The sequence below is a fragment of the Chroococcidiopsis sp. SAG 2025 genome (genome assembly GCF_032860985.1).
GTDB lineage: Bacteria > Cyanobacteriota > Cyanobacteriia > Cyanobacteriales > Chroococcidiopsidaceae > Chroococcidiopsis.
In genome coordinates, this window is the sequence record NZ_JAOCNC010000001.1 from 3,353,625 (window position 1) to 3,375,357 (window position 21,733).

General features: G+C 39.8%; 19 protein-coding genes and 1 pseudogene. 7 read left to right on the forward strand and 13 right to left on the reverse strand.

Going from position 1 to position 21,733, the window contains the following annotated elements; translation table 11 throughout:
* The first annotated feature begins 9 nt into the window (after positions 1–9).
* The 3 genes from N4J56_RS41030 to N4J56_RS16250 all read left to right on the forward strand — a co-directional run bounded on the left by N4J56_RS41030 (position 10) and on the right by N4J56_RS16250 (position 986).
* A complete protein-coding gene (locus N4J56_RS41030) occupies positions 10–123 on the forward strand; it encodes a phosphopantetheine-binding protein (protein WP_410500338.1) in 114 nt (37 codons plus the stop codon).
* A gap of 69 nt (positions 124–192) precedes the next feature.
* The gene (locus N4J56_RS41035) at positions 193–534 is read left to right on the forward strand and encodes a thioesterase domain-containing protein (protein WP_410500516.1); all 342 of its coding nucleotides are present in this window, start codon (positions 193–195) and stop codon (positions 532–534) included.
* A 164-nt stretch (positions 535–698) separates the two neighbouring features.
* Positions 699–986: a hypothetical protein gene (locus N4J56_RS16250; protein ID WP_317107377.1), complete on the forward strand. Its 288-nt coding sequence runs from the start codon at positions 699–701 to the stop codon at positions 984–986.
* A gap of 245 nt (positions 987–1,231) precedes the next feature.
* Here the strand turns inward: N4J56_RS16250 and N4J56_RS16255 are convergent, their stop codons facing one another.
* Positions 1,232–1,867, reverse strand: a complete 636-nt coding sequence (locus N4J56_RS16255; RefSeq protein ID WP_410500517.1) for a sugar transferase — start codon at positions 1,865–1,867, stop codon at positions 1,232–1,234.
* Positions 1,868–3,778: 1,911 nt separating this feature from the next.
* Between N4J56_RS16255 and N4J56_RS16260 the strand changes: the two genes are divergently transcribed.
* Positions 3,779–4,087, forward strand: coding sequence for a hypothetical protein (locus tag N4J56_RS16260; RefSeq protein WP_317107379.1), 309 nt, complete (start codon positions 3,779–3,781; stop codon positions 4,085–4,087).
* Here the strand turns inward: N4J56_RS16260 and N4J56_RS16265 are convergent.
* Positions 4,064–5,125, reverse strand: a complete 1,062-nt coding sequence (locus N4J56_RS16265) for an IS4 family transposase (RefSeq protein ID WP_317107380.1) — start codon at positions 5,123–5,125, stop codon at positions 4,064–4,066. The genes N4J56_RS16260 and N4J56_RS16265 overlap by 24 nt on opposite strands.
* An 89-nt stretch (positions 5,126–5,214) precedes the next feature.
* Here N4J56_RS16265 and N4J56_RS16270 point away from each other — a divergent pair, with 89 nt between their 5' ends.
* Complete coding sequence (locus N4J56_RS16270) at positions 5,215–6,072, forward strand: WecB/TagA/CpsF family glycosyltransferase (RefSeq protein WP_317110652.1); 858 nt, start codon at positions 5,215–5,217, stop codon at positions 6,070–6,072.
* Between the two features lie 98 nt (positions 6,073–6,170).
* A complete protein-coding gene (locus N4J56_RS16275) occupies positions 6,171–7,019 on the forward strand; it encodes a glycosyltransferase family 2 protein (RefSeq protein WP_317107381.1) in 849 nt (282 codons plus the stop codon).
* 6 nt (positions 7,020–7,025) lie between these two features.
* On the opposite strand, the gene N4J56_RS16280 is transcribed toward N4J56_RS16275, so the two are convergent.
* Entirely contained in the window at positions 7,026–8,294 is a 1,269-nt protein-coding gene (locus N4J56_RS16280) for an IS701 family transposase (protein WP_317104593.1), read from the reverse strand.
* 61 nt (positions 8,295–8,355) lie between these two features.
* Between N4J56_RS16280 and N4J56_RS16285 the strand changes: the two genes are divergently transcribed.
* Positions 8,356–8,514, forward strand: coding sequence for a hypothetical protein (locus N4J56_RS16285; protein ID WP_317107382.1), 159 nt, complete (start codon positions 8,356–8,358; stop codon positions 8,512–8,514).
* A gap of 101 nt (positions 8,515–8,615) precedes the next feature.
* Here the strand turns inward: N4J56_RS16285 and N4J56_RS16290 are convergent, their stop codons facing one another.
* The 10 genes and pseudogenes from N4J56_RS16290 to N4J56_RS16335 all read right to left on the reverse strand — a co-directional run bounded on the left by N4J56_RS16290 (position 8,616) and on the right by N4J56_RS16335 (position 21,132).
* Positions 8,616–9,419: a glycoside hydrolase family 16 protein gene (locus N4J56_RS16290; RefSeq protein ID WP_317107383.1), complete on the reverse strand. Its 804-nt coding sequence runs from the start codon at positions 9,417–9,419 to the stop codon at positions 8,616–8,618.
* Between the two features lie 539 nt (positions 9,420–9,958).
* Positions 9,959–11,026: a glycosyltransferase family 2 protein gene (locus N4J56_RS16295; RefSeq protein ID WP_317107384.1), complete on the reverse strand. Its 1,068-nt coding sequence runs from the start codon at positions 11,024–11,026 to the stop codon at positions 9,959–9,961.
* A 52-nt stretch (positions 11,027–11,078) separates the two neighbouring features.
* Positions 11,079–12,941: a hypothetical protein gene (locus N4J56_RS16300; protein WP_317107385.1), complete on the reverse strand. Its 1,863-nt coding sequence runs from the start codon at positions 12,939–12,941 to the stop codon at positions 11,079–11,081.
* A 22-nt stretch (positions 12,942–12,963) separates the two neighbouring features.
* Positions 12,964–14,247: a lipopolysaccharide biosynthesis protein gene (locus N4J56_RS16305; protein ID WP_317107386.1), complete on the reverse strand. Its 1,284-nt coding sequence runs from the start codon at positions 14,245–14,247 to the stop codon at positions 12,964–12,966.
* Positions 14,211–14,684, reverse strand: a pseudogene (locus N4J56_RS16310) (glycosyltransferase family 4 protein); the annotation flags it as partial. The pseudogene N4J56_RS16310 and the gene N4J56_RS16305, both read right to left, overlap by 37 nt.
* A gap of 122 nt (positions 14,685–14,806) precedes the next feature.
* Positions 14,807–15,172: a hypothetical protein gene (locus N4J56_RS16315; protein ID WP_317107387.1), complete on the reverse strand. Its 366-nt coding sequence runs from the start codon at positions 15,170–15,172 to the stop codon at positions 14,807–14,809.
* A gap of 332 nt (positions 15,173–15,504) precedes the next feature.
* Positions 15,505–15,759, reverse strand: a complete 255-nt coding sequence (locus N4J56_RS16320) for a hypothetical protein (RefSeq protein WP_317107388.1) — start codon at positions 15,757–15,759, stop codon at positions 15,505–15,507.
* A 608-nt stretch (positions 15,760–16,367) separates the two neighbouring features.
* Entirely contained in the window at positions 16,368–16,583 is a 216-nt protein-coding gene (locus tag N4J56_RS16325) for a hypothetical protein (RefSeq protein WP_317107389.1), read from the reverse strand.
* 88 nt (positions 16,584–16,671) lie between these two features.
* The gene (locus N4J56_RS16330) at positions 16,672–18,057 is read right to left on the reverse strand and encodes a hypothetical protein (protein ID WP_317107390.1); all 1,386 of its coding nucleotides are present in this window, start codon (positions 18,055–18,057) and stop codon (positions 16,672–16,674) included.
* A 741-nt stretch (positions 18,058–18,798) separates the two neighbouring features.
* The gene (locus N4J56_RS16335; RefSeq protein ID WP_317107391.1) at positions 18,799–21,132 is read right to left on the reverse strand and encodes an NACHT domain-containing NTPase; all 2,334 of its coding nucleotides are present in this window, start codon (positions 21,130–21,132) and stop codon (positions 18,799–18,801) included.
* Positions 21,133–21,733 lie beyond the last annotated feature (601 nt).

A 21,733-nucleotide genomic window follows, 5' to 3' on the forward strand; every position in this document is an offset into this window, starting at 1 on the left:
ATTATAGGTATGCAGGTGCTAAAGGAAATTGAGAAAGCTTTTGGCAAACAGTTATCCCCATCAATCTTTGTAGATACACAAACAATTGAAAATTTAGCTAATTTACTACGTCAGTCAGCATGATAATAGTATGCCTTGGCATTCGCTAATTCCACTTCAACAAGGTAACCCCAAAAGCTTCCTCTTTTCTGCATTCATGATATTTCGGGTAACGTCTTATTTTATAAAAATCTAATACGTTATTTAAAGCCGGATCAGCCTTGCTATGGATTACAAGCATTAGGAATTGATGGAAGACAGGCTCCTCTTACTTCAGTTATAGAAATGGCGACTCTCTATTTAAATGAGATACAAGCTATTCAGCCCGAAGGTCCCTACTTCTTATGCGGTTACTCTTTTGGAGGTATGGTAGCTTTTGAAATTGCTCAACAATTGAATAGCACAGGGCATAAAATTGCATTATTAGCTTTATTGGATAGTGTTAACGCATATGCTCTTAAATTATTCTCAGATCCAGTAAAGTCGAATAAATAATTTTCATTCACAAGCCGATTTTGTTGTTATACGAAGGAAATTTTTGATTTGAGTAAAAAAAACAAAAAGTTTATTTTAGAGAAAAAATTGACGGCATTTTAGAGTAGGCAAATTGAGTATTTTTACAGATTTCATCTCCGTTTTTGCAGCAAAATCTTCCATCTTTGAACCTTGTAAATGTTGAATTAGCTAATAGTAAAGCAATAAGAGCCTATATTCCTAAAACTTTACAAGGTCAATTACATTTATTTATCTCTAATCAAGTTTATCCAGGTTTAGATCGCGACTCTGAATTAGGTTGGAGTAACGTAGTTACTAATGGGATTTATCTTTATAAATTTTCTGTTTTCCATGCAGACATGATGCGAGAACCAAACGTTCGATTGCTAGCCGAAAAATTTCAAGTTTGTTTAGAGAAGTCACAAAGAGATGCTACTTTATCGATAGACTAGGTTGTAGCGAAGATAGTTATAATGAATTGCATATTTTTCATTTTACACTTTATGCTCCAGAACGCAAAGCAATGATAGATAATTGGTTACAAGCTAAAAGCAGTTCACGTACACGTATTTCATGCTTTAAAAGTTCTTTGCTGCATTCAAATATATATTTGAGCTTGTCACCCTTCAACAATGTTGTACTTTTAAGAAAGCATTTACTGGTAGCTAAACAGCTACCACTAATAATAAGCTATTACTTAGCAAGCGCCACGTTTATTAAGAACAACATGCAGTGTTTTTAATAACAAATATAAATCATAAGTAACTGACCACTTAGATTGATAATCTAGATCCATCTGCATGATTGCTTCAAAATCTTTGACACTGGAACGTCCATTTACCTGCCACTCACCGGTTATTCCTGGTTTAACCCATAACCGTTGCCAATGGTGAGGTTCGTATTGTTCGACTTCATTCACTGTGGGTGGTCGAGTACCGACTAAGCTCATCTGCCCCAGCAACACGTTCCAAAACTGTGGTAGTTCGTCTAAACTAGTACGGCGCAAAAAACGACCGACACGAGTAATACGTGGATCGTTTGAGTTTTTGAAAATCTGTCCTTGAGCTTCATTTTTGATTAGATGCTGCAATTGTTCAGCGTCAAGTATCATTGAGCGGAATTTCCAAATTCGGAAAGGATGACCGTACAAGCCGTAACGAATCTGGCTGTAAAAGATGGAACCAGGATTATCTATTTGCATGGCAACGACTATCGGAATCGCGACGACGGCGGTAATTCCTAGCCCAACTATAGCTCCCAAAATGTCAGTTAGGCGCTTGATACGGCTAGTAGTAGAGGGATGCACTACTAATTTTTTAGTTATAGGAGCAATGTGGTTACTATTTAGGAACTGAGAAGCATTGGAGTAGGCAGTTGGGAAGCAAGATGAGGCGATCGCTTCAGTCGTTGATTCTTTTGTTTCATTATTCTTGTATCTATCTCTAGAAATAATTTTCCAGCTCTTGAAATTCAAGAAATTAAAGCTAAAGGAAATAATCGTTACTAAGTTTCTATGATTACGATACTTACTACTGTTCATAAATTCATTAACCTATACAATAGTTATGTTTTCTAAATTAGGTAGATTGTATCCTAACTGCACTAAGAGAATGCTAGTTTTAAAACATTTGTTGATGGATTTTGTTGAAAATTACAAGAAGTTCAAGATATTAGCTCTTTCTAATTCAAGTATGCAAATAGGCTGTTTGCGATCGCGTATAAAAATCGGTATAACTTACTATAAAGTTGTATGATTTGTATTCGTTTTTGTGTGAGTTAGTCAAACTGAGAGGAGTTCTATAAAATCTTTTGTTATCTTTTCGGTTTTGATTGAGCTTCAATCATTAACAAATGTTAAACTTGCTTATCACTTAATCAGTCAAGGGCAGAATCGTAAAAATGCTATGATAGAATTTAATTGTGTAAATAGGTTGACTTGTATACAATGTACGAGCTACTGATATATTTCTAAGAATCGCCGAAATACAATCTACCTATTATTAAGAAAAATAAGTATTTGTCTCTTTAGTATAGTTGTCTTCAGATAATCTCTATCTACGTACCTATAAACAATTACAAAACTAGCTTAAAGCAACACTATTGATGGTAAACTCAGAGTAAGTCGAAGAGTATATAATGACAACTGCTATTGAAAGAAAGCGTAGAGGCAAGGTTAATCAGTTAACGAAAAAACTTTGATACTTTTAATTATCTTATCTCGATCCTCATAATTATTTATTTTACGTCAACTTGTAAAATTTAGTAGGAAAAACTCAGTCAATTGATTTAACGGAAAGCTGGGATTCAGAAAAAGTATTAAAGAATCCTCATAAAGGCTGGTATCACCATTACTTCGATAATAGACTTTGGGAATAAAGAACGAAGTCTGATTCAGACTTGAATAACCTTTTGCTATCCATTTATTAATAACATTATCTATAACTGAACAATTAAATTTTCCTGCTTGAGGTTCAAGATAACTCCAGGCTAATCGAAGGTAAAGATGGTTCATACCTGGAAAATTTTCTAAGTCTGAATCAGACTTCGTTCTTTATTCCCAAAGTCTATTATCGAAGTAATGGTGATACCAGCCTTTATGAGGATTCTTTAATACTTTTTCTGAATCCCAGCTTTCCGTTAAATCAATTGACTGAGTTTTTCCTACTAAATTTTTACAAGTTGACGTAAAATAAATCCTACCACCTATGGCTCTTTTTCTTACTCCTTTGTAACTTGGATAAAGAATGTTGGGCGGGGTCAGAATCATATGTAACTTTAAATTGAGCTGGTGTAAGCTTCTAGTCTATGTAGGTAAGACATTTGCCTCACTCTTATAGCAAGGCTAGGGTTAGGATAGCATAAATTTATCATTTTCAAGCAAACGTTAAGGCGAAGTTTTCTAAAATTAATCTAGTACTTATAAACCGCTCAGAACAAACAAAAAGACAAACGATTCATACAACTCACACATTAAGTTAGACATTTTATTGAACACAAACGCAAATAAGCTGCTGGCATACTTGAATTTAAGCAAGATGTTTACTCAAAATAGGACACCGCGATAATTCTGACTTAAAACCGAAAATAAACCAATATTGAATTAGGTAGAGTCGAGGCTTGCACCTATGAAGCCACGTAACACACTTTATAACATCGTAGCTAAGAGTTTAGCTCTAACAAAGGAATAGCTGTGGCTTCAATTGAGTATTGCTGACAAAATCTTTTGAATCAACTATTTATTGAAATGCTCGAACAATTAAACATTCATAACCTCGAAGAGCTTCCAAACCTCAACGTGCATCTGTTGAACCGACGAGTTACCTGCATGACTGTTTCAGCTATTGTTGAAGCAATTCATACAGCGTGCTTTACAAGGAAAAAGATTGTAATTGCACATTACAACGCGCACGGGTTTAACCTCTCAATGCAACTTCCTTGGTTTTATAATTTCCTCCAAGAGGTAGAGATTGCTCACTGTGATGGCTCAGGTATTTTAAAAGCAATGTCGTATATGGGATTAGAGTTACCCCTAAGTACAGGACAAAAATTGTAGAATATCCAAGAACTCATCCATTTTCTGCTCCAGATTGAGAACAATGTTTCGTAGATGGTCAAAGCCATAACGAAAAATGCTCTTAGCTCTGCGTCCATGCTTTTTAATAGTAAGTGGTTTGAGTTGGTGTAACCATTCACCCGTCAAGATGACCCAACATAAGGCTAATGAGAGCAGTGCCAGCAGCTTACTCAAACGCTCAGAATCGGTTAGATGGGTAGATTCTAAACAAAAACCACGAGTTTTGAAAATGCCGAAAAGTGTTTCAATTCCCCATCGTTGAGCGTAGTCGGAGATAGCTGATTTAGGTGCGGTTTGAGTGGCAACGACTAGTAAAGAATTATCCTCTAATCGCAAGGCGGCAATGTAGACCCAATCTCCCCAGAGTTGTCTTTTGTGGCGTAGAACTTTGTGCTGTCCTACCTGTAGATTCTGAAACAAGACATTGACTTTGAGACTCTGACAGCCATGTCTAAGTTTATGATTTTCGCGAATGCGGATACGAAACGGGGTGAGCGGATCGCTAAGTAGGTAGCTAAACCAATCCTTGCCAACGAATTCTCGATCTGCGGTCAGGCAAGTAATTTCACGCTCACCAAAGCGCTCTAGAAATTGGTTGAACAACTTCATCCGCTCATCGCTATTGGAATTCCCCCGTTTGTCCAGTAAACACCACACCACAGGAAACGCAACTCCCTCATGCACAACTCCCAGCATCAGGATATTGAAAACACACTCTCCAAACTGCCATTCGGTACGGTCGATTGAAAGTACCCAGGGTTCTGGAATATTCATTAGGGTAACAACAGCTTGAGCAATTTCGGCGTAGTCCATTTCATAGTGACGGAAAAATCGTTGGAGTCGTTTGTAATGAGAATCGGTTTGAGTCTTGCCGCTGAATCCGGTTGCCAATTCACTGAAGTTGACAGTTTTGACTCGCAACAGCGCTATGAGAAATGCTGCCACAAAGCTTAGTCGCGCACCATGCCAAGCTAAATGAGGGCGCAAGGCATCTCGAAGTAGAGTAACCTGATTCATAGGGTTTTATGTTCTGAATGTGGTAATTCTCATGAAACCCTTTTTCTTTCTTCATTTGCAAGCTTTTGTCCTGTACTTAGGAGTTACCCATACAGTATAGAGTTTCCTATACTCTCTTAATGCCGACATTATTGCAACATTGCTATCATCATGGTTTTTCCGTTTTTCTACTGGGATCGAAGCCTCAGCATTTAGATGCAGCTCTCTATCGCCTAAGGAAACAATATCCAAGCCTCAAATTGTCTGGACATCATGGATATTTTAAGACGGACGATCCTCATCAGAATGAGGCAGTCATTCGACAAATCAACTCGGCAAAACCTGACATTTTAATAGTGGGTATGGGGATGCCACTGCAAGAAAATTGGATTCGGTTGCATCGCGACTATCTCAACGTTCATGCAATTATGTGTGGCGGAGCAATTATTGACAGACTAGCAGGTGTTGTCACAGATTGCCCAAAATTGCTATCAGATATCGGATTGGAGTGGTTGTATCGTTTGTGTCGCGAACCGAAGCGCCTAGCAGCACGCTATTTATTTGGTAATCCAGCGTTTGTGTTTCAAGTGGCTCTAGCCAAGTTGTACGGATCTCCACTCAAAGTGGAATATATGCAACCTATGAGTCAAGTTCGCTTGAAAGCTAAAGACAGCTCAGACAATTTCTGCTCAAACTCCAAGTTGCAATACACTTCTTCTACTACAGTTACTACAAACATGGAGCATTTGAGTCACTGTCTAATTGCAGCAGGATTATTAACTCAGACACAACTTGAAATTGCTCAATCCGAGCAACAACTATCTGGAATGAACCTAGATGAAGTTTTACTACAGAAAAAATGGCTGAATCAACAAACGATCGAGTACTTCAAAGAAAAAGTCGTCTTACTCGATCGCTCTATGTCTTTAGGAGCGTCTTTACCTACGAAAACGACCGCTCTTTTGTAGAAATTCAGACATCTTGGTTCAATTAGATAGCTGGTGACTTTCCAAACCGCATCGGACATTACCAGCTCGATCGCAACATTTCATTGTAGAGTTTTTTCATGATGATTACCCCTAAAGTTAGTGTTGTAGTTCCCGCCTATAACGTTCGTTCGTACATTAAGGATGCGTTGACTTCGTTAGAGCGTCAATCTTTGCAAGAATTTGAGGTGCTTGTTGTTGATGACGGTTCTACTGACGATACGGCAGAGATTGTTAAACTATTTTGTCAACGCGACTGCCGCTTTCAGTTGCTACAAAAACAGAATGGTGGTCTCTCTTCAGCTCGCAATTATGGTGTTCGCCATGCGCGTACTGACTATATCGCTCTACTGGATGCCGATGATGTCTACAAGCCTGACAAGCTAGCAACACATATTGCTTTACTCGATAGTATTTCAGAGGTAGGAGTTGTATATAGTGCTTCGCGGGCAATTCGTGAGGATGGGCATCCAACCTTTATATACCTTAGCGGTCAGCCGATTGCATCCGATCCCCTCATAGCTTTGCTTTACAAGAACTTCATCGGTCATGGCTCTAACGCAGTCTTTCGTCGTTGCTTATTTGACCAAGTAGGTGGATTTAATGAAATGTTACGCGGTCGCGGTTGCGAGGATTTAGATTTCTGGTTAAGAATTGCATCTATGCAGCACTGGAACTTCTATCGATTGCCCCAAACCTTATGCTATTATCGAGTTCGCCGCGCTGGAGTTTCATTTAATGTACGGCAAATGCAACTCTGTTACGAACACGCAATTGAGAATGCATATAGACGCTCCCCAGAACGATTGAAACCAGTTCTTTCAACGGCATATGCTTATATGTATCGCTATCTGGCTCGGTTATCTATAACATCTGGCGATACAGAACAAGCCTGCGATTTTATCGATCGCGCTCTAGTGGGACTTTAAAACTTTCTAAGCCCAAATATAGCCGAACTTAGCTCTGTGAGAGGCAAATACATCAACATGCTCATTAAGCCAGCGGACCAAACGAAACTCGACTGCGGTGCGGAATGCCTCCAATGCTTCGGCAAAGGTTTGTAAGGGTTTGGTTGCCCAACGTCTGCGGAATCCGCCGGTCAACTGATGCCAAAGGATGAAGGTGTAAGCGATGAACACTAAAACCCAATGACGCTTCATACTCAGAGCATCCCGAACTTGATACTCACTCAAACCCAACCAGCCCTTGGCTTCTCGATAGAAGACCTCCACCCAGTTGCGAGCAGAATATGTTTGAGCTACCCAAGCCGCACTGACTTGGTTGTCAGAGGCATTGGTGAGAAAGTAATCCACCTCCGTCGCTTGCTCGAAACTAGAGGCATTGAGTTGAATCGCCAGCCAGCGAGTGCCTTCGAGCTTCGGAACGTGAACTGGTAACAGCGCCACCCAAACTGTCCGGGGCTGCTCCAGATTGAGTTGCACAGGTGTGAACTGCTCCACTGCCAAGGTTTGAGCAATAGCTTCTAATCCCTGCTTACGAGCAGACTCATCACCTGATGTTTGAGCAGTAACTTGGCGGTTTTTGGCGATTGCTGCCACGTAAGTTAGGTTTCTCGACTCCAACTGCTTGAGAAAAGGCGTGTTATTACCGTAGCCTGCATCAATTACAGTCACACCCGGTCGATAACCGCGCTTCAAGCATTGGTCAACCAAGTCTAGAGCCAGGTCAGGTTTTTTCTGGAAGTTGGGGTCTGCCTTGCCTTGCTCGAATAAACTTGCGTGTTGATAGAGTGCAACATCTAACGGCAGACGTCGCACTCCATCATACAAGTAGGTAGTCAGCAGCACAATACCATTGTCAGTCTTGCCAATCTCCCCAATGTACTGCCGTCCTACCCCATCAGTAGCCGCACCACTTTTGCGATGTCCCGAATCATCTACAATCAATGTGAAACCTTGACTCGGGGTCGTCTGGCGACACTGGTGCATCACCTCCAACCGCCGATTATTTAGCTTGACTTCATCCCAAGGGGCATTGTTGAGAAAATGTCTGAGGCTGTTGTAGGAGCCATCTACTGTATTTGTGACCAGTTGGCTCAGGTTTTTGCGCTGACTCTCACCCAGCAGTCCCCCTAGATAAACACGAAATTCCTGCCGCTGCTTCTGACGCGAAAATACATCATCAAACCGACGACACCAGTTCTCAAAGCACTGCGGCATCGCTGCTGGTACTTGATCTTTCACCTTACGTTGCTCCTGTCGAGACTGACGTAAAACGCAACTCCTACCCGCATTCTAGCTCAATTTGCTCCATCTTTCTTACAAAGTCCCACTAGCTTGCGATCGCTCTATTTTCTACCGCGATCCGCGATCGCTTCTAACTCTAGTATCTGTACGTTTAGCTCCGCTTGCCAAGTTCGTAATTAAGCAGACACTAGGTACGGCGAAATTGACAGCAAAGTAGTTCTTGAAGTCATCCCCGTCATTTGCTGATTGCGAGTGAAAACTCGCTCCAAACGAGTTTCTATTACAGGCTAAAGTCAACGCAAGCTACAATCATCGTCCTTACTTGCGTTGCCACACTCTAATATAATCAATGAGATAGTACTTGGGAAATGTCGTGCGATCGGGAGGCATATTTTTCCAAGCAGGACCGATTGCTAAGTTGGCAACAATGTACAAGGGTTCTGCTGGAATGTTTGCAGCAACTTCATATCGCTTGCGTTCCACGCCATCTATATACCAGACGATGCGATCTGGCTCCCATTGCATGGCAAATGTATGATATTCTGCAGAGAAATCAGGACCATTCCAATAGGTACCTGAGTTTGCCTTGCCGTTAGCTGTTTTATAGTGGATGGTCATGTAAACGCCTTGAGGATCGTGACCGAGATATTCCATAACATCAAGCTCTGGAGGCCACACATTTCTTCGCTGTGGGATGAGCCAGAATGCGGGCCATAGACCACTGCCTTTTGGCATTTTGGCTCGCATTTCTATATAGCCATATTTAAATGAATATTTGTCATGAGAGGAGACCATTCCAGCAGTGTAGTTGTAGCCATTCATACTACGCCGTTGAGCGCGTAAACGCAGTTTTCCTTTTCGAGTTATTACGTCATCTGTTTGATACCATTGAATCTCCATATCTCCGTTGAGCTTGCAGCCCGTAGTTGCCCACCAGTAGCAAGTATTCCACTTATGAGTATTGAGTGTCGTACCATTGAATTCATCATGAAATGTCATCTGCCAGCCTGTTCCAGGAGGTTTGGCGATCGCGCAGCCTGGAAGTGATAATACAGATATATTAATGATGACTTGCAAAGCCAGTTTCTTCCACTTTTGCAGACAAACGCAATTTTTTATCATGACGTACTCCGATTTCAATTAGAAAATGAGAAATTGCTTTAACAGTCAAATTCAGTAGCAGTCGCTTTTGCAAATTTTTTTTTGATAAATATGATAAATAGAGTTATAAACCTGCAAAATTATTTCGTATAAAAAGGGCGATTAACCCATTCACATCGCACATAAATATTCAATAGTAATGTGATAACGCAGTATCTTTCGATTTAACTTATTAGTATTTCATGATTATTTTATATCAGCAACTATAAATTAAAAGTAATGCAATATTTAATATCTTTCTAAGAGAATTTTCACTGATTTATGTTTCAGTAATCTTGCTGAAGACGATCGAATATAATCTGTAGTAAGCTCAGTCACCGTGAAATAGAAATATTAAAATTGGATACAGTATAAATACGGAAATAAGAGACAATGCTCTTAAAAACAGCTACTTGCTAATGCGTGCATTACCCTGAATTCTGCGGTAATTAGGAAGTTTCAATAAGGAAATTTTAATGAGCGATCGCGCTCTACAAGGTTAGCGATCGCAATCTACAAGTCTATCTTTGCCAAGACTCAGCAATGACAGCTACTGTTACCAATCTTCTAGACTGCTCTTTTTGAATTTGACGTTTTTGCCAAGTAGCTCTCATTTTTATCGCAAGAGCTTCAACTTGGCGATAGAAAGGCTGAGGTAGCAACCATAAGGAATAAGCAGCCGCTAGAGTTAGCAGTGTTCTACCTGGCTCTTCAAGTACGATATGCCAGTAACTTACCACAGCTCGATTGATAAACTCTACAGCCATTGAGCCTGTTTTCAACATCACTGCTCTATGCGCTAAATACCTGAAATTAAAAGCTCTAGCTGGCTTTTCCCATCGAGCAATTTGTTCTGGAGCATAAGCGCGTGCTTTTTCCATCACTTGTTCCCACGATCGCAACTGCTCGCGCAAATCAGTTGAGAGGCTTTCTAGATTGACTCGATATAGGGTTAGAGCATCAGGGATGCCTTGAAATTGCCAATTCGTGGCAACAGTAATCCGCAGCCAGCACTCAAAATCTTCCGAGCGGCGGAAGCGTTCGTCAAAATAAAAATCTTCTTCAGTACCGTAAAGATTGTCTTGGAAACGAATAGCTTCAAATACTTCTCGGCGAATAACAACTGTCGAACCGTTACCAACAGGATTTCGGCAAAGCATACGACGGAAAGTCATTTCTCCCTCAATTTCAGTCAAAAGATATAAACCTAAAGGTTTGCCTTGCTGATCGATAAAAGCAGAGCGGCTAAAACTTACCCCCACATTTGGCAAATTGTCTAAATGAGCAACGTGTTTTTCTAGCTTTTCCGGTAACCAGAGATCGTCGCTATCTAAAAAAGCTAGATATTCACCTTGAGCATAACGAATACCAGTATTTCTAGCTCCGGCTAAGCCGCGATTCTGCTGGCGAATGAATTTAATTCTTGGGTCGGTGAATTGCTGACAAATTGTCATGCTGCGATCGGTAGAACCGTCATCAATTACAATTAACTCAAAGTATGGATAAGTCTGTGCTAACACAGAATTAACCGCTTCAGTTACGTATTGCTCGACATTGTATACAGGTAGAATGACGGAAACTTTTTTCATACTGAGTTTATGCATTGTAAGTGTCAAGATTTGTAGGTAAACGCTTCTGGTGTTAATACCGACGCACTGCCCAATAGTTCAATAAAGTTAGAATGCGGAACAAAGCGTAGGGTGAATTAATATGGATCGTTCCTTTTTTATGTGGTGTTGGTGGGTTAGCCCAATTTGAAAGTGGCACGCTCCAAGGATCGCTACCCCAAAGAACAGAGATTAACTGTCGTTCTTTCGCTGGCGTACTTTCCCACATTTCGCGTAAGGTATTACTGTGAGTGACATACCAACCTAAGTTGGGCCAAGAACCATCTGTAGCGGGACCCCGATCTCGATGTCTAGAGGTTGATTGCCATCTTCGCCATACTCGACTTTTAGCTCGAACCAATAGCTTTTCTACATGAGAAGCATTCGGTCGCCAACCGAAGTTAGCATCTATAATTCCATCGCCACAAATCCGAGCTACTACCAATCCCCACAATTTAGTATTCAACTTCCATCGAGCAGGTATGCGGCTGTAGCAATCTGCAATTGCTCGATCTGCCATAAAAACATCGAAAGGAAATATCCGAAACATCAAACTATCAACTGTAGCTGCTTGATAACATCCTGGTCGGATACGTTTATCTTCTACTAACAGTCGGTCTTTGTCAGAAATTAAATCTAATGGTGTATCGCCAAACCATTCCTTCAAGCGTTGCTCGATCTCCATAGAAAATTCTGGTGGTGACTTTCGCTGAGGATACTCTGCCAAGAATCCATTAATGCGCCGATTATCAAACTTGAAAATTGGAATGCGATATCTAAAAAACTGATGAAGACTTCTTTCTAAGGCATCTCCCTTCAACACCATATCTACCGGACAAGCTGTCAGTACGGTGCGAACACCCATTTGCTGAATCAAGTCACGGGTTCCCAGAAAATGATTATCTTCTGCCGACCACATCGCTCCAGACAGACGTACACCTTGGCGCATCCATCTGGGATAATAGTCATCATCTCTAGCAAAACCGACGTATTTGACTCCTGCTGCTTCACAGAGTTGTTGAGCTAGGTTAGCTTCCTGATTGGGTATGTCGTAGAGATTTACGCCATATATACAGGATCTATCAGCAGCGGAGAAGAGAACTAGGCGTGAATCCAAACCGCCACTAGTGTAGCTGACAATAGGACCAAGGCGAGGAAGGGTACGGATGTGAATGGCGTGACGAACAGCATTTGAGAGTTGTTCGACAGCTGTTTGTAGATCTGGAAACCAGCCATATTGAAAGGGCTGCCAGTATTGACGCTGACGACAAGTACGCTCTGGCAGTTGCCAACACCAATGAGTAGCAGCTCTAGCGTATTTGATTTCATTGTAGTAAGTATGGGGAGGGGTGGCTTGCCATTCCCGTAAAAACTCCGCCATCGAGACGTAATCGGCAGTTGTCTGCACGGCGCGATCGTCGGCTATGGCATCGGGAAATGTCGAGATGACGCAACCTTCCACAACCTGGGGGCGATACAAAAACACCGGATGGAAGCCAAAATGATCTGTCAACAGGTGCAGTTGTTGCTGTCTGGGATCCCAAATTAACACTACTGCAGCACCATTGTGTCGTTCGACCGCCGCTACGCCACCAGACAAATAGCGTTCGAGAATCAGGCGATTGCTCAAACCACCCTTGTACTGATGCATGGTTTCTGCTCTTTGCCAATCTGGTTCGTCCCAAGCGACTCTGCCTGAGGTGATGACGCGAACCCCTGTTTGCGGGTCGCACACCGGACCAAATAGAGATGGGTCATCGTGGCTGACCCAAGCCACTGCAATGCCACTCTCATGAATTATCTGCGTGTCTTCATCAGAAAAAAAGCTGAGTCGTTGTGCCGCTTTGACAATCCGATTTCTTTCTACATTCCCTACAACTACATACAGTCCTGCCATTATTCCTTCCTAATTTCCTAATTTAACAAACTGTTCTTCGGAAAACATACCGTGTCACTCTAAACGTATAAACAGGCAGAGCAGTTGCATGAACTAACAAAACTGCTGCAGCAACTCCTAAAATGTTCCAGTTAGTACTGATGGATACTGCCAAGGCAAAAATTACTGTAAAGAAAAAATTCCATGCGAGATCCCAATGTGGCTTATCTAGCGCCCATATACTCAACGAGGCTGCAGTGGCGAAAGGACGAGGAATTCCTGACAAGCAAATTAAGATCAGAATGGGAATTGCAGGAATCCATTTATGCCCGTAAATAATGGGGACGTAGAAAGGAGCTAGGCTAGATTGCAATAGAATCAAAGGCACGATAACTACAGCAATTATTTTTAAACTACTGAGATAACGGCATCGAAATTGTTTCAAGTTTGTGCGAGCATCACATAAATGAGGAAATAGCGCTCGATCTATAGCACTAGCTACACTAAGAGTAAGTACCAGTCCAGCATTGAAAGCAAAGTAATAGATTCCTAAAGCTTGAACTCCTAGAAAACGTCCTACTATGATGTAATCTAAATTATTTCTCAAAGTGTTCAATAGTTCAATCCCAAGAATAGTTTGACCAAATTTAATAATTTCTTGCCAATGCTTCACGGTCAAAATTCGAGAAGGTCGCCAGTCGTGATAAATATAGTTACCGATGACGAAAATAGGAGCTACTAAAACTCTTGGTAAAACCATAGCCCACATACCAAAACCTAAAAAAGCTAAGATAATAGACAGTACGCTTGCAATTAAATTTTGTAAGCCACTGATAATTGCACTCACGTGTAAACGATTTTCTCGCTGAATTAGCGCTGCTTGAACTAGAGAAATGGGAAGTATTAAATAGATGGAAGCTAAAACACAAATAGGCAGAATAATTTGATTGTCACGATAGAACCAGGCAACTGGAAAGGCAACTAAGCATTGAACGATGAATAGTAAACCACAAATCAGCCAATTTAACCAAAAAGCAGTTTGACAAAAGTTTTTTAAATCTTTTGCATCGACTTGAACTAGCTTAGCCCAAACTCCATTATGAGTGAAAACATCGACAAATTCATTTGTTGTCAGTACGAGTGCGGCTAAACCGTAATCATAGGGTTTAAGTAAACGAGCTAAGACAATAACAGTGAGTAAACGGGTAATACGAATAAAGAGTTCTGAAGCTCCCAGCCAACTCATATTACGAATAAACGGACTCGATGATTTCTGCCATAGTAAGTTAATCAAAGCTCTAGAACCTCCCAAAGCAAAGTTCGCCATTGACTTAAATATCGATCCCAAGATCCTCTAACCGACTCTCGACCTTTACTTCCCCAAGCTTCTAACTGAGTTTGTGGCAGTGAAGCAAAATACTCAATTGCTTGAGCTAGTGCTTCTGAATTATTAGGTGGCGTGAGGATACCACAGTTTTGAACTTGTTCGGTTAGGCCATCGATATTGGAAGCAATAACTGGCTTACCTGCTGCTTTAGCCTCTAAGCAAACGTTGCCCCAAGGTTCCCAACGGGAGGGAATCACTACAACATCAGCTCTCTGCAAAAAACTAGGTAAATCGTCAACACGTCCCACAAATTTAGTGTTTTCTAATCCGCGAGCTAATTCCTTGAGTTCATTTTCTTGCAATCCCTCACCACCAAGGTATAGCCTGATTGGAATGTGTTGAAGCATTTTTAAAGCCTTGAGCAAAATATCAAATCCTTTTTGCGAGCAAAACCTTCCATATGCTGCTAAAGTTAGAGTTTTGTCTCTAGGTTTTGAGTCAGTGTAAAAATTTTTGTATAGGCGTACACTGTTGAATCAATGTTAACTTTTAGGTAAAATTAAAGAATTTTTGCCATCCATTCCACCTGGGCTTGTGAAATTGCTATCACTTGGTTTGCCAAACCATAATTTAGTTTCAATATTTCATGAAACTGGATTTTATCAGAGACATTAAATTGTTCGTAACCTTGGGAATAATGGTGTTCGCGGATAATGATTTTAGCATGAGGGTTTAGTAATTTTAGCAGTCTTAAAACTGGCAAATTTTTAAGACGAGAAGCCTGACTACACATAATGACATCTGGCTTTAAACATAAACACTTGAAAATTGACTTATTTGAATTAAGAGACAAAACACTAAACTCAAATTCTTTGGATAAGTAAGACTTCACTAATCCATCAAGGGTAGATTTAATTCCACCCATCTGATTATCTCCTACGATCTGAAGTATTTTAGGTTTCATTTTTAGTATTTTTCAAAGTCAGCTCTATTTTTGTTTATTTTTCAGATATGCACAACTTATTCTTACAATACTTTTCTACGCAACAGAAATTGCGATCCATATATTATATACACGACCGAAAATACAATCTACTGTTTATTTGCTTCTGAAAGCAGTTCCTATTATTAACAAACCCGACCAATAAACATAAGCTAAGTCACTTATGTTTTCACTAAAAGTAAATACAAATAATACTAACAATATACTCAATCCAATCTCGGCAATCTTATTCCTTTGTGCTTTCATTAGCAGATCTATAAAGCTCCAAAAAGGGGAAATATAAACGCGATAAAACCCACTAGTCCTTGAACGTATAAAAGACCAGACCATGTACTATGACTACCAATAGGCATAGATGCTACAATAATAGGTCCTTTTTCTTCAGTAGCTCCATGTCCCCAAATAGGAGCCTCTTTTTCCCATTTGTATAGAGCCATGTCACTTAAAATTTTTCTAACTTTTGAAGAGCTGGCTCTACTACTATTAAATAGCTTCTCAAAAAGTTCCAATAGTTCGATCGCTAAACTCGCAAAAACGGCACCAAAGAAACTTGATATTCCTAGAATAACGTGTACTAGAGGCTGATTGATTTTTTAGAAACAAAGTTAACAATGGAATGATAACAAGACATATAATAGCCACTCGCGAAACGGAAAATACAATCATAGCAATACAACTAATTATGCCTATCCATCGCAATTTTTATTCTGTTCTTCACGCACAAGTAAGAAGTAGATGTTAGCAACTAATCCTAAAGCAGGAGCCCAAGGAGCAAACAGGGATAGACGAACTTGGTTAGTATCAATATCAAAACTATGAAGTGATATTGCATAATATATAGGTCCACCTCCTAAAAACTTTAGTGGAGAAATGTATGCACTGTCTGGTATATTTAAGGCTATTAATATGTATGCAATGGGAATTATAATTAAGCTTTGTAAACAAAGGATACAAACTGCTCGGTAAATCAGTGCTGGTCTGATATTGAGACAACTAATTAGAGGAAATAGTGCCCAGAGAGACCACCTCCTAGCCCAGTTAGCTGTTGAGGCAATTATCTTAAATAACCCTAATTCAAAGTCTACGTGACCAACAATCATTCCCAATCCCATAATTATTATAGAAATAAGCCAAATCCAAACTGAAAGGGAATAACAACTTTTTCTTCTTCTAAAGTTTTATCAGTTTGAATCCAAAGTTTTTTACATACATATAACGTCAGCAACCAAGCGATTGCAGGTATGACAACATATTGCGCTCCCAACAAAAAGAATATATACGTTCCTATTAGGGAATACCAAACTACTTTTTCTTCAAAGTTTTGAGGTGCCATTTTCAGGAAATTTCCCTTCTCTGTAAAATTTTAGTAATGAGTTGGAGCTTAATCGCAGTTGTATATGCTTTGAACGCACAGAATAAACTCATTTGCCTGTTGATGTTTTACCTTGGCGCAACCAATGCAATCCTAGTCCCGTACTTACAAACAAGGAGCATAATATCGTGCCTACCAAAACAAATTCCTGTCTCGGCCAACTGGGAGTATCAGCTAAAGTAGGTTCTGTAACAATTTCCATTAATGGGTAGGAGCCAAAAATGTTTGATTTTCCAAGATCTAATTTTGCTAGGGTAGAGGAGAAAACTGCTTTAGCAACTTCTACATCACGCTTGAGAGCATCTAGAGTATTTTCTTGCTCTGTCAATTTTTTTAGTCTATCTTCAAATTGAATAATTTGCTTGTCTAGTCTCTGAGCTTGACCTTGAAGCCCTGTTCGATCTGCTCGAACTGTCATTAATTGCTGGAACAACTGCTCTCGTGCTGAGTCAGAGTTGCTACTAAGGTTCAACTGCCGCAGGCTCGCTAAACTGATTTGTCTTCCTAAGAGAAACTGACTCTGGTTTAGCAGGGCTTTTTCCGTAGCTTCTCTCTTAGCTTCCTGTTCGATCACCATAGGGGCATTAGGCAAGAATTTGGCGCTTAAAACATCCAGAACAGCCTTCGTTTCACTATAATCTTTTAAGTTCTGCTGAAATACTCGATCTGTTTTAAGAGTCAAAGCATCTGCTACTAGTTGAGCTGATGAATTTAGATCGGCTGATATTTGTTTCAAGCGATCGCTGGCTTGCTGCTGTTGAGCTAAAACTTCAGCTTTTTGTCTTCGTAATTGTTCAATAGTTCCTAAAAGCTCTCTGAGTCGATCGCTAGAGTTCAAACCTGAATGACTTTTATAATTTGAAAGACGTTTTTGAGCAATTTCTAGCTTTTTTTTGGAAGTATTAAGAGCTATTTGAAAAGCTACATCTCTTCGAGTTACTCCTTGATTTCTAATTCGATCGAGCTTTGTTTCAAAAACTTGGTAAAAAGTCAAAGATTTATTTTGAGCTTCCTGCGGACTAGCACCTTTAAAATTTACCTCCATAATAGCGCTGTTGACTACTAGCTTAATCTGTGGCTCACCAAACTGCTTTGGAGACATACTCAGATGCTTTGCTGCTGCTTTCAGTATAGGTTCGCTTTCAGCTATAAATTTATAGTTTTCTCTCGGATCTTGAGTAGAACCGCCAGAGTACGGAGTAGAATTTTGATAAGAAGCTTCTCCAATGTTAGGTAGATTAACATTAACAGATGAACCTTCTCCAGGTACGGCGATCGCTGAATGACTAGTATAAGTTGGTGGTACAAACTTTAGATAAAGTAAGGCAGAAATCCAAATAGCTGCGTTAGTAATTAGTCCAAGAGTTAAATGAAATTGCCAACGCCCTTTACTGGGTAAAGATTTGGGGTGAGAATTAGGGATTGCGATCGACATAAGTGAGTAAAAATTTAGTATTGTAAAATGAAAGCGAGTAAAGAGACCAAGCTGGCGAATGCACAACGCTAATTCACTACTTGTTGCTCGGTAGTACGCTACTGATAACAGTATGCAAACAGCCTATTCGCGATCGCGTCTAAGAAAGTGAATGACTTAATGTACAACTTGTGTGAGTTGTTTGTTTTTTGTTTGAGTTAAGTGATTCTCAAATATCGATCGGTTTCAGAGAAGATTTTGCTTAATTTTTGTATCGAGGGTAACAAAAAACTGCATTACTGCTGTAGCATTTCAAGAAAAACCTTCAGTAGACAGAGAAATACAAATGAGTTCTATATCAAAGGCTTGAGCTTTTTTCTCGAAATTTTTCAGCACTCGCTCTCGATATCGTCAACATTCTGCCTGTTGAAATGTACAAGGGGAATTAAGTATTGGCTCAACACAATAGGTAGCACTACCGACAGGCAGAACCTAAAAAATGCACAATACACTGTTGTCACCCCTGCCGCTATTGCTTTCAGCAGTTGAGCTGTTCTATTCCTCGCTGCTTCTGTTCTTTCAGCTAATTTTGATGATCTGTAACGTGTCCTAAGGGCAACCTCTAACAGATGTCATTGGCACGGATTGATTCTCGCTGGTTCTATAGGCAAGCATACTGGCAAATCGAACTTGAAATAAAATCGCTGCCTATATCTCGCCTCTATAGAATACAACTAAGTAACAAGTCCAGAAGATTACCTCCTATTGCAAAACTTTCAGTAATGCTGGCAAAAGCAATGTTTCCTCAATTTTTGCTCGTACGCTAAAACTGATTTCACGACTCTTTTTAAGGCACTTTACTACTAAGTACTTAGCAACGTAGTATTGCTGAAGTATTGCCTTCTGATATTCGCTAAACTGCCATTGGTAACCGATATTACGCTCCCAGAGGATCTGAGACCTCATTTCCTCAACCCAAGTTTGACCATTGGTACTCCACCATTCCTTGAGCTTTTCTTGGCTTTGTTGAGGGTTGGGTAGTTGTTCTCTAAGTTCTTCTAGTAAATTTTGCAATTTGGAGTGACAATCGAGATCTATCTTATAAGGAAAGGCAGAGATTATAGCAAGAATTTGTTCCTCAGACGGGCGATCGCAGATAGTAAGTCCTATGGATAGCAAGCGTTTCAAAGCTAGATCCAAATATAGATCGTAAGTCAGTTTACTCGTAAGTCTTGGATCGATCTCAATGGAGAGAGACAAGTCGTAAGCTGGTTCTGATTCGCCGTGAAGCTCCAACGATAGATAAAAAGCACGAACTGCGGCAGGTTCGTAAGGTACTTCGACTGAAAGAGATTTCTGCTGAAGCCAGATCAGGAACTGCTGCAATTTCTCATCAGCATCTACCAGCTCATCGCTGCGCTGTTGCATTAACTGAATTAGAGGAGCGGCATCTTCTATCATTTCCATAACAAATAGAAAAACTTCATGCCAGCGAGGATCGCTCATGTGGATAGTCAACTGCCTCAGATTTCTATTTAAAGCTTCTGGCTCAAGATTAGCAACAATATTTCTAGCTGTGAAATATTCTTGAAAAGTGGGATATGAGAATGAGTAGATTCCTTGAGCTTGTTCTACTATGACTCCATGTTCTACCAAGAGCGACCTTAGCACTGTTTCACTAATGAAGTAAAGTTCTTCTGAATCAGATGGAGTATTGGGTAAAGTGCGAAGATAGTCTTTGATATAGTGCAAGAGATTACTCTGCGTAAAACAGTAGTTGTCTTGCTCAAAGGTAATAGCGGCAATATGACTGAGTAGTTTTATCTTATGAGGTAAAGATAACTGATAAAGACTTTTATCTGGTTTAATTCCTCTGACGCGATCCCACCGAACTAACAAAATATCTAATGCTTGTTTGTATAACTCAGCATGTTGAGCAGCAAAGCTTAAATTGGTTTGAAATAGAGAACAAGCTAGGTGCAGAAAAAGAGGTGTTCTAGCAAGACTATAAATTGACTGATTTTCAGGCAGCTTTAGTTCTTTTACAAACCGATCTGCTTGTACTAACCCTTCTTCTCTGGGGTTATTACTGACGTTTACAAACCACTGCTGAGCGAATGCTTCGACTTGAGAGAAGTTTAAATCAGCTATCTCAACATCAGTAAATTTCTCAAGCCAGTACCACGGTGTGGAAGTGCGACAAGAAACTATAAACTGATTTTTGTCATAATCTTTTGACAAAACACTAATCTGTTGCTGAACCTCTGCTCTGTACTCTTCTTCTACTTCATCTAAGCCATCTAGTAGAAACAATGCTTGACCGTGATGAAGTAAAGTTTCAATCTGCGGCTCAGAAAATCCGATTTTACACAACTCTTGACTAATATAGCTGAATAAACTAAAGTGTTGAGTCTTGCTAGCATCCTCGGCAAAGCTTCTTAGTCGGACAAATATTGGTAGCCGATCTGGAAACAAGCCACCCCGATTACATTGAATAGCAATGTACTGCAAAAGTGTGGTTTTGCCAGAACCTGGTTTACCTAGAATCGTCAGCTTAGAATAAGTTTCAATTACCTGTGCTGCTGAGACGTGTTTTTGACGAACTTCATTACAACTCTGGCAGTTCGGATCTTCGACCCTAGAGCAATTTAAATGAGATTTGTCTAACCGTCTATTACTTGTAACGTTCTCGAATACATCTAGTTTAATATAAATATCTTCTAACTCTATTGGTCGGGCTGTATCTAATAACCGTATAGCGCCATACTCTGCTTGAATTCTATCGTGACAATGCGATCGCGCTGCTCGTACTAAAGTATCGAGATTCGCTCTCTCGTCGTTCTCGTTCTCTTGCTTTGCCGATATGCTATCAGTTGGTAGAGCTACAATCTCTTGCCAATCTAAACCTAGACGAAAACAAATTTCTAGAAATGTCTGTCGCTCAATCGGTTTGCCTGCGAAAAACTTCCATATTGGTTGGCGTGTTTCAATTCCAACTTCACATGCTAGATCTTCTTGCGTCCATTGCGTATGTCTAAAAGCCCTTTTCGCTTTTTCAATACCTGTAGTAGATGCTTGTAGGGAGCGTCGTGCCATATGTCAATAAATATGAGGAATAAAAATTAAGTTGAATTGAATAGTTATGAAAAATTTGCAGAAAGCCATTTGATTAGTAGGCTGAACCTATAATCAAAAACAAATTTACAACAAAAGTTTTGCTGTGCTACAAAAAATAAATGTCTAGTTAAATTAAAATACTTGTAGAGCTAAAGTAAACGGTTAACATATTAATTCTAGTATAGAAAATTATTTTTTACTACTTAAAGTTTCATCCGGTTGATTTGTCTCTCATTCCATAACATATTATATGACGACTTCATCAGCGCTAGATAATGTAAAAGGTTTGCTATCCAAGCATTCATAGATACTTATGATGAAGTTCTAACTTATGAAGTACATTAAAACTAATAATTTTCTTTTTTTTCTTTTGTTTTAGTAGTAGTTATCTTCCGCTTTTTAGAAGAATACTCCTCCTCGGGATATATACCAAGTGAATGATAATTAGCGTAACAAAATTTTAAATTTTATGCAATTTTGACTAATATTATTGTCATTCTATAGTAAAAATTGGTATTAAGATACTGGGGCGTATAAAAATATCTATTGGAGTGTATAAAAATATCTATTGAAAATATTT

Bases quoted from the DNA above. Each gene is read 5' to 3' on its own strand.
- N4J56_RS41030 (WP_410500338.1), top strand. From the start codon at position 10: ATGCAGGTGCTAAAGGAAATTGAGAAAGCTTTTGGCAAACAGTTATCC.
- N4J56_RS16260 (WP_317107379.1), top strand. From the start codon at position 3,779: ATGCTCGAACAATTAAACATTCATAACCTCGAAGAGCTTCCAAACCTC.
- N4J56_RS16265 (WP_317107380.1), bottom strand. From the start codon at position 5,125: ATGAATCAGGTTACTCTACTTCGAGATGCCTTGCGCCCTCATTTAGCT.
- N4J56_RS16275 (WP_317107381.1), top strand. From the start codon at position 6,171: ATGATGATTACCCCTAAAGTTAGTGTTGTAGTTCCCGCCTATAACGTT.
- N4J56_RS16290 (WP_317107383.1), bottom strand. From the start codon at position 9,419: ATGATAAAAAATTGCGTTTGTCTGCAAAAGTGGAAGAAACTGGCTTTG.
- N4J56_RS16295 (WP_317107384.1), bottom strand. From the start codon at position 11,026: ATGAAAAAAGTTTCCGTCATTCTACCTGTATACAATGTCGAGCAATAC.
- N4J56_RS16300 (WP_317107385.1), bottom strand. From the start codon at position 12,941: ATGGCAGGACTGTATGTAGTTGTAGGGAATGTAGAAAGAAATCGGATT.
- N4J56_RS16305 (WP_317107386.1), bottom strand. From the start codon at position 14,247: ATGGCGAACTTTGCTTTGGGAGGTTCTAGAGCTTTGATTAACTTACTA.
- N4J56_RS16315 (WP_317107387.1), bottom strand. From the start codon at position 15,172: ATGGGTGGAATTAAATCTACCCTTGATGGATTAGTGAAGTCTTACTTA.
- N4J56_RS16325 (WP_317107389.1), bottom strand. From the start codon at position 16,583: ATGGCACCTCAAAACTTTGAAGAAAAAGTAGTTTGGTATTCCCTAATA.
- N4J56_RS16330 (WP_317107390.1), bottom strand. From the start codon at position 18,057: ATGTCGATCGCAATCCCTAATTCTCACCCCAAATCTTTACCCAGTAAA.
- N4J56_RS16335 (WP_317107391.1), bottom strand. From the start codon at position 21,132: ATGGCACGACGCTCCCTACAAGCATCTACTACAGGTATTGAAAAAGCG.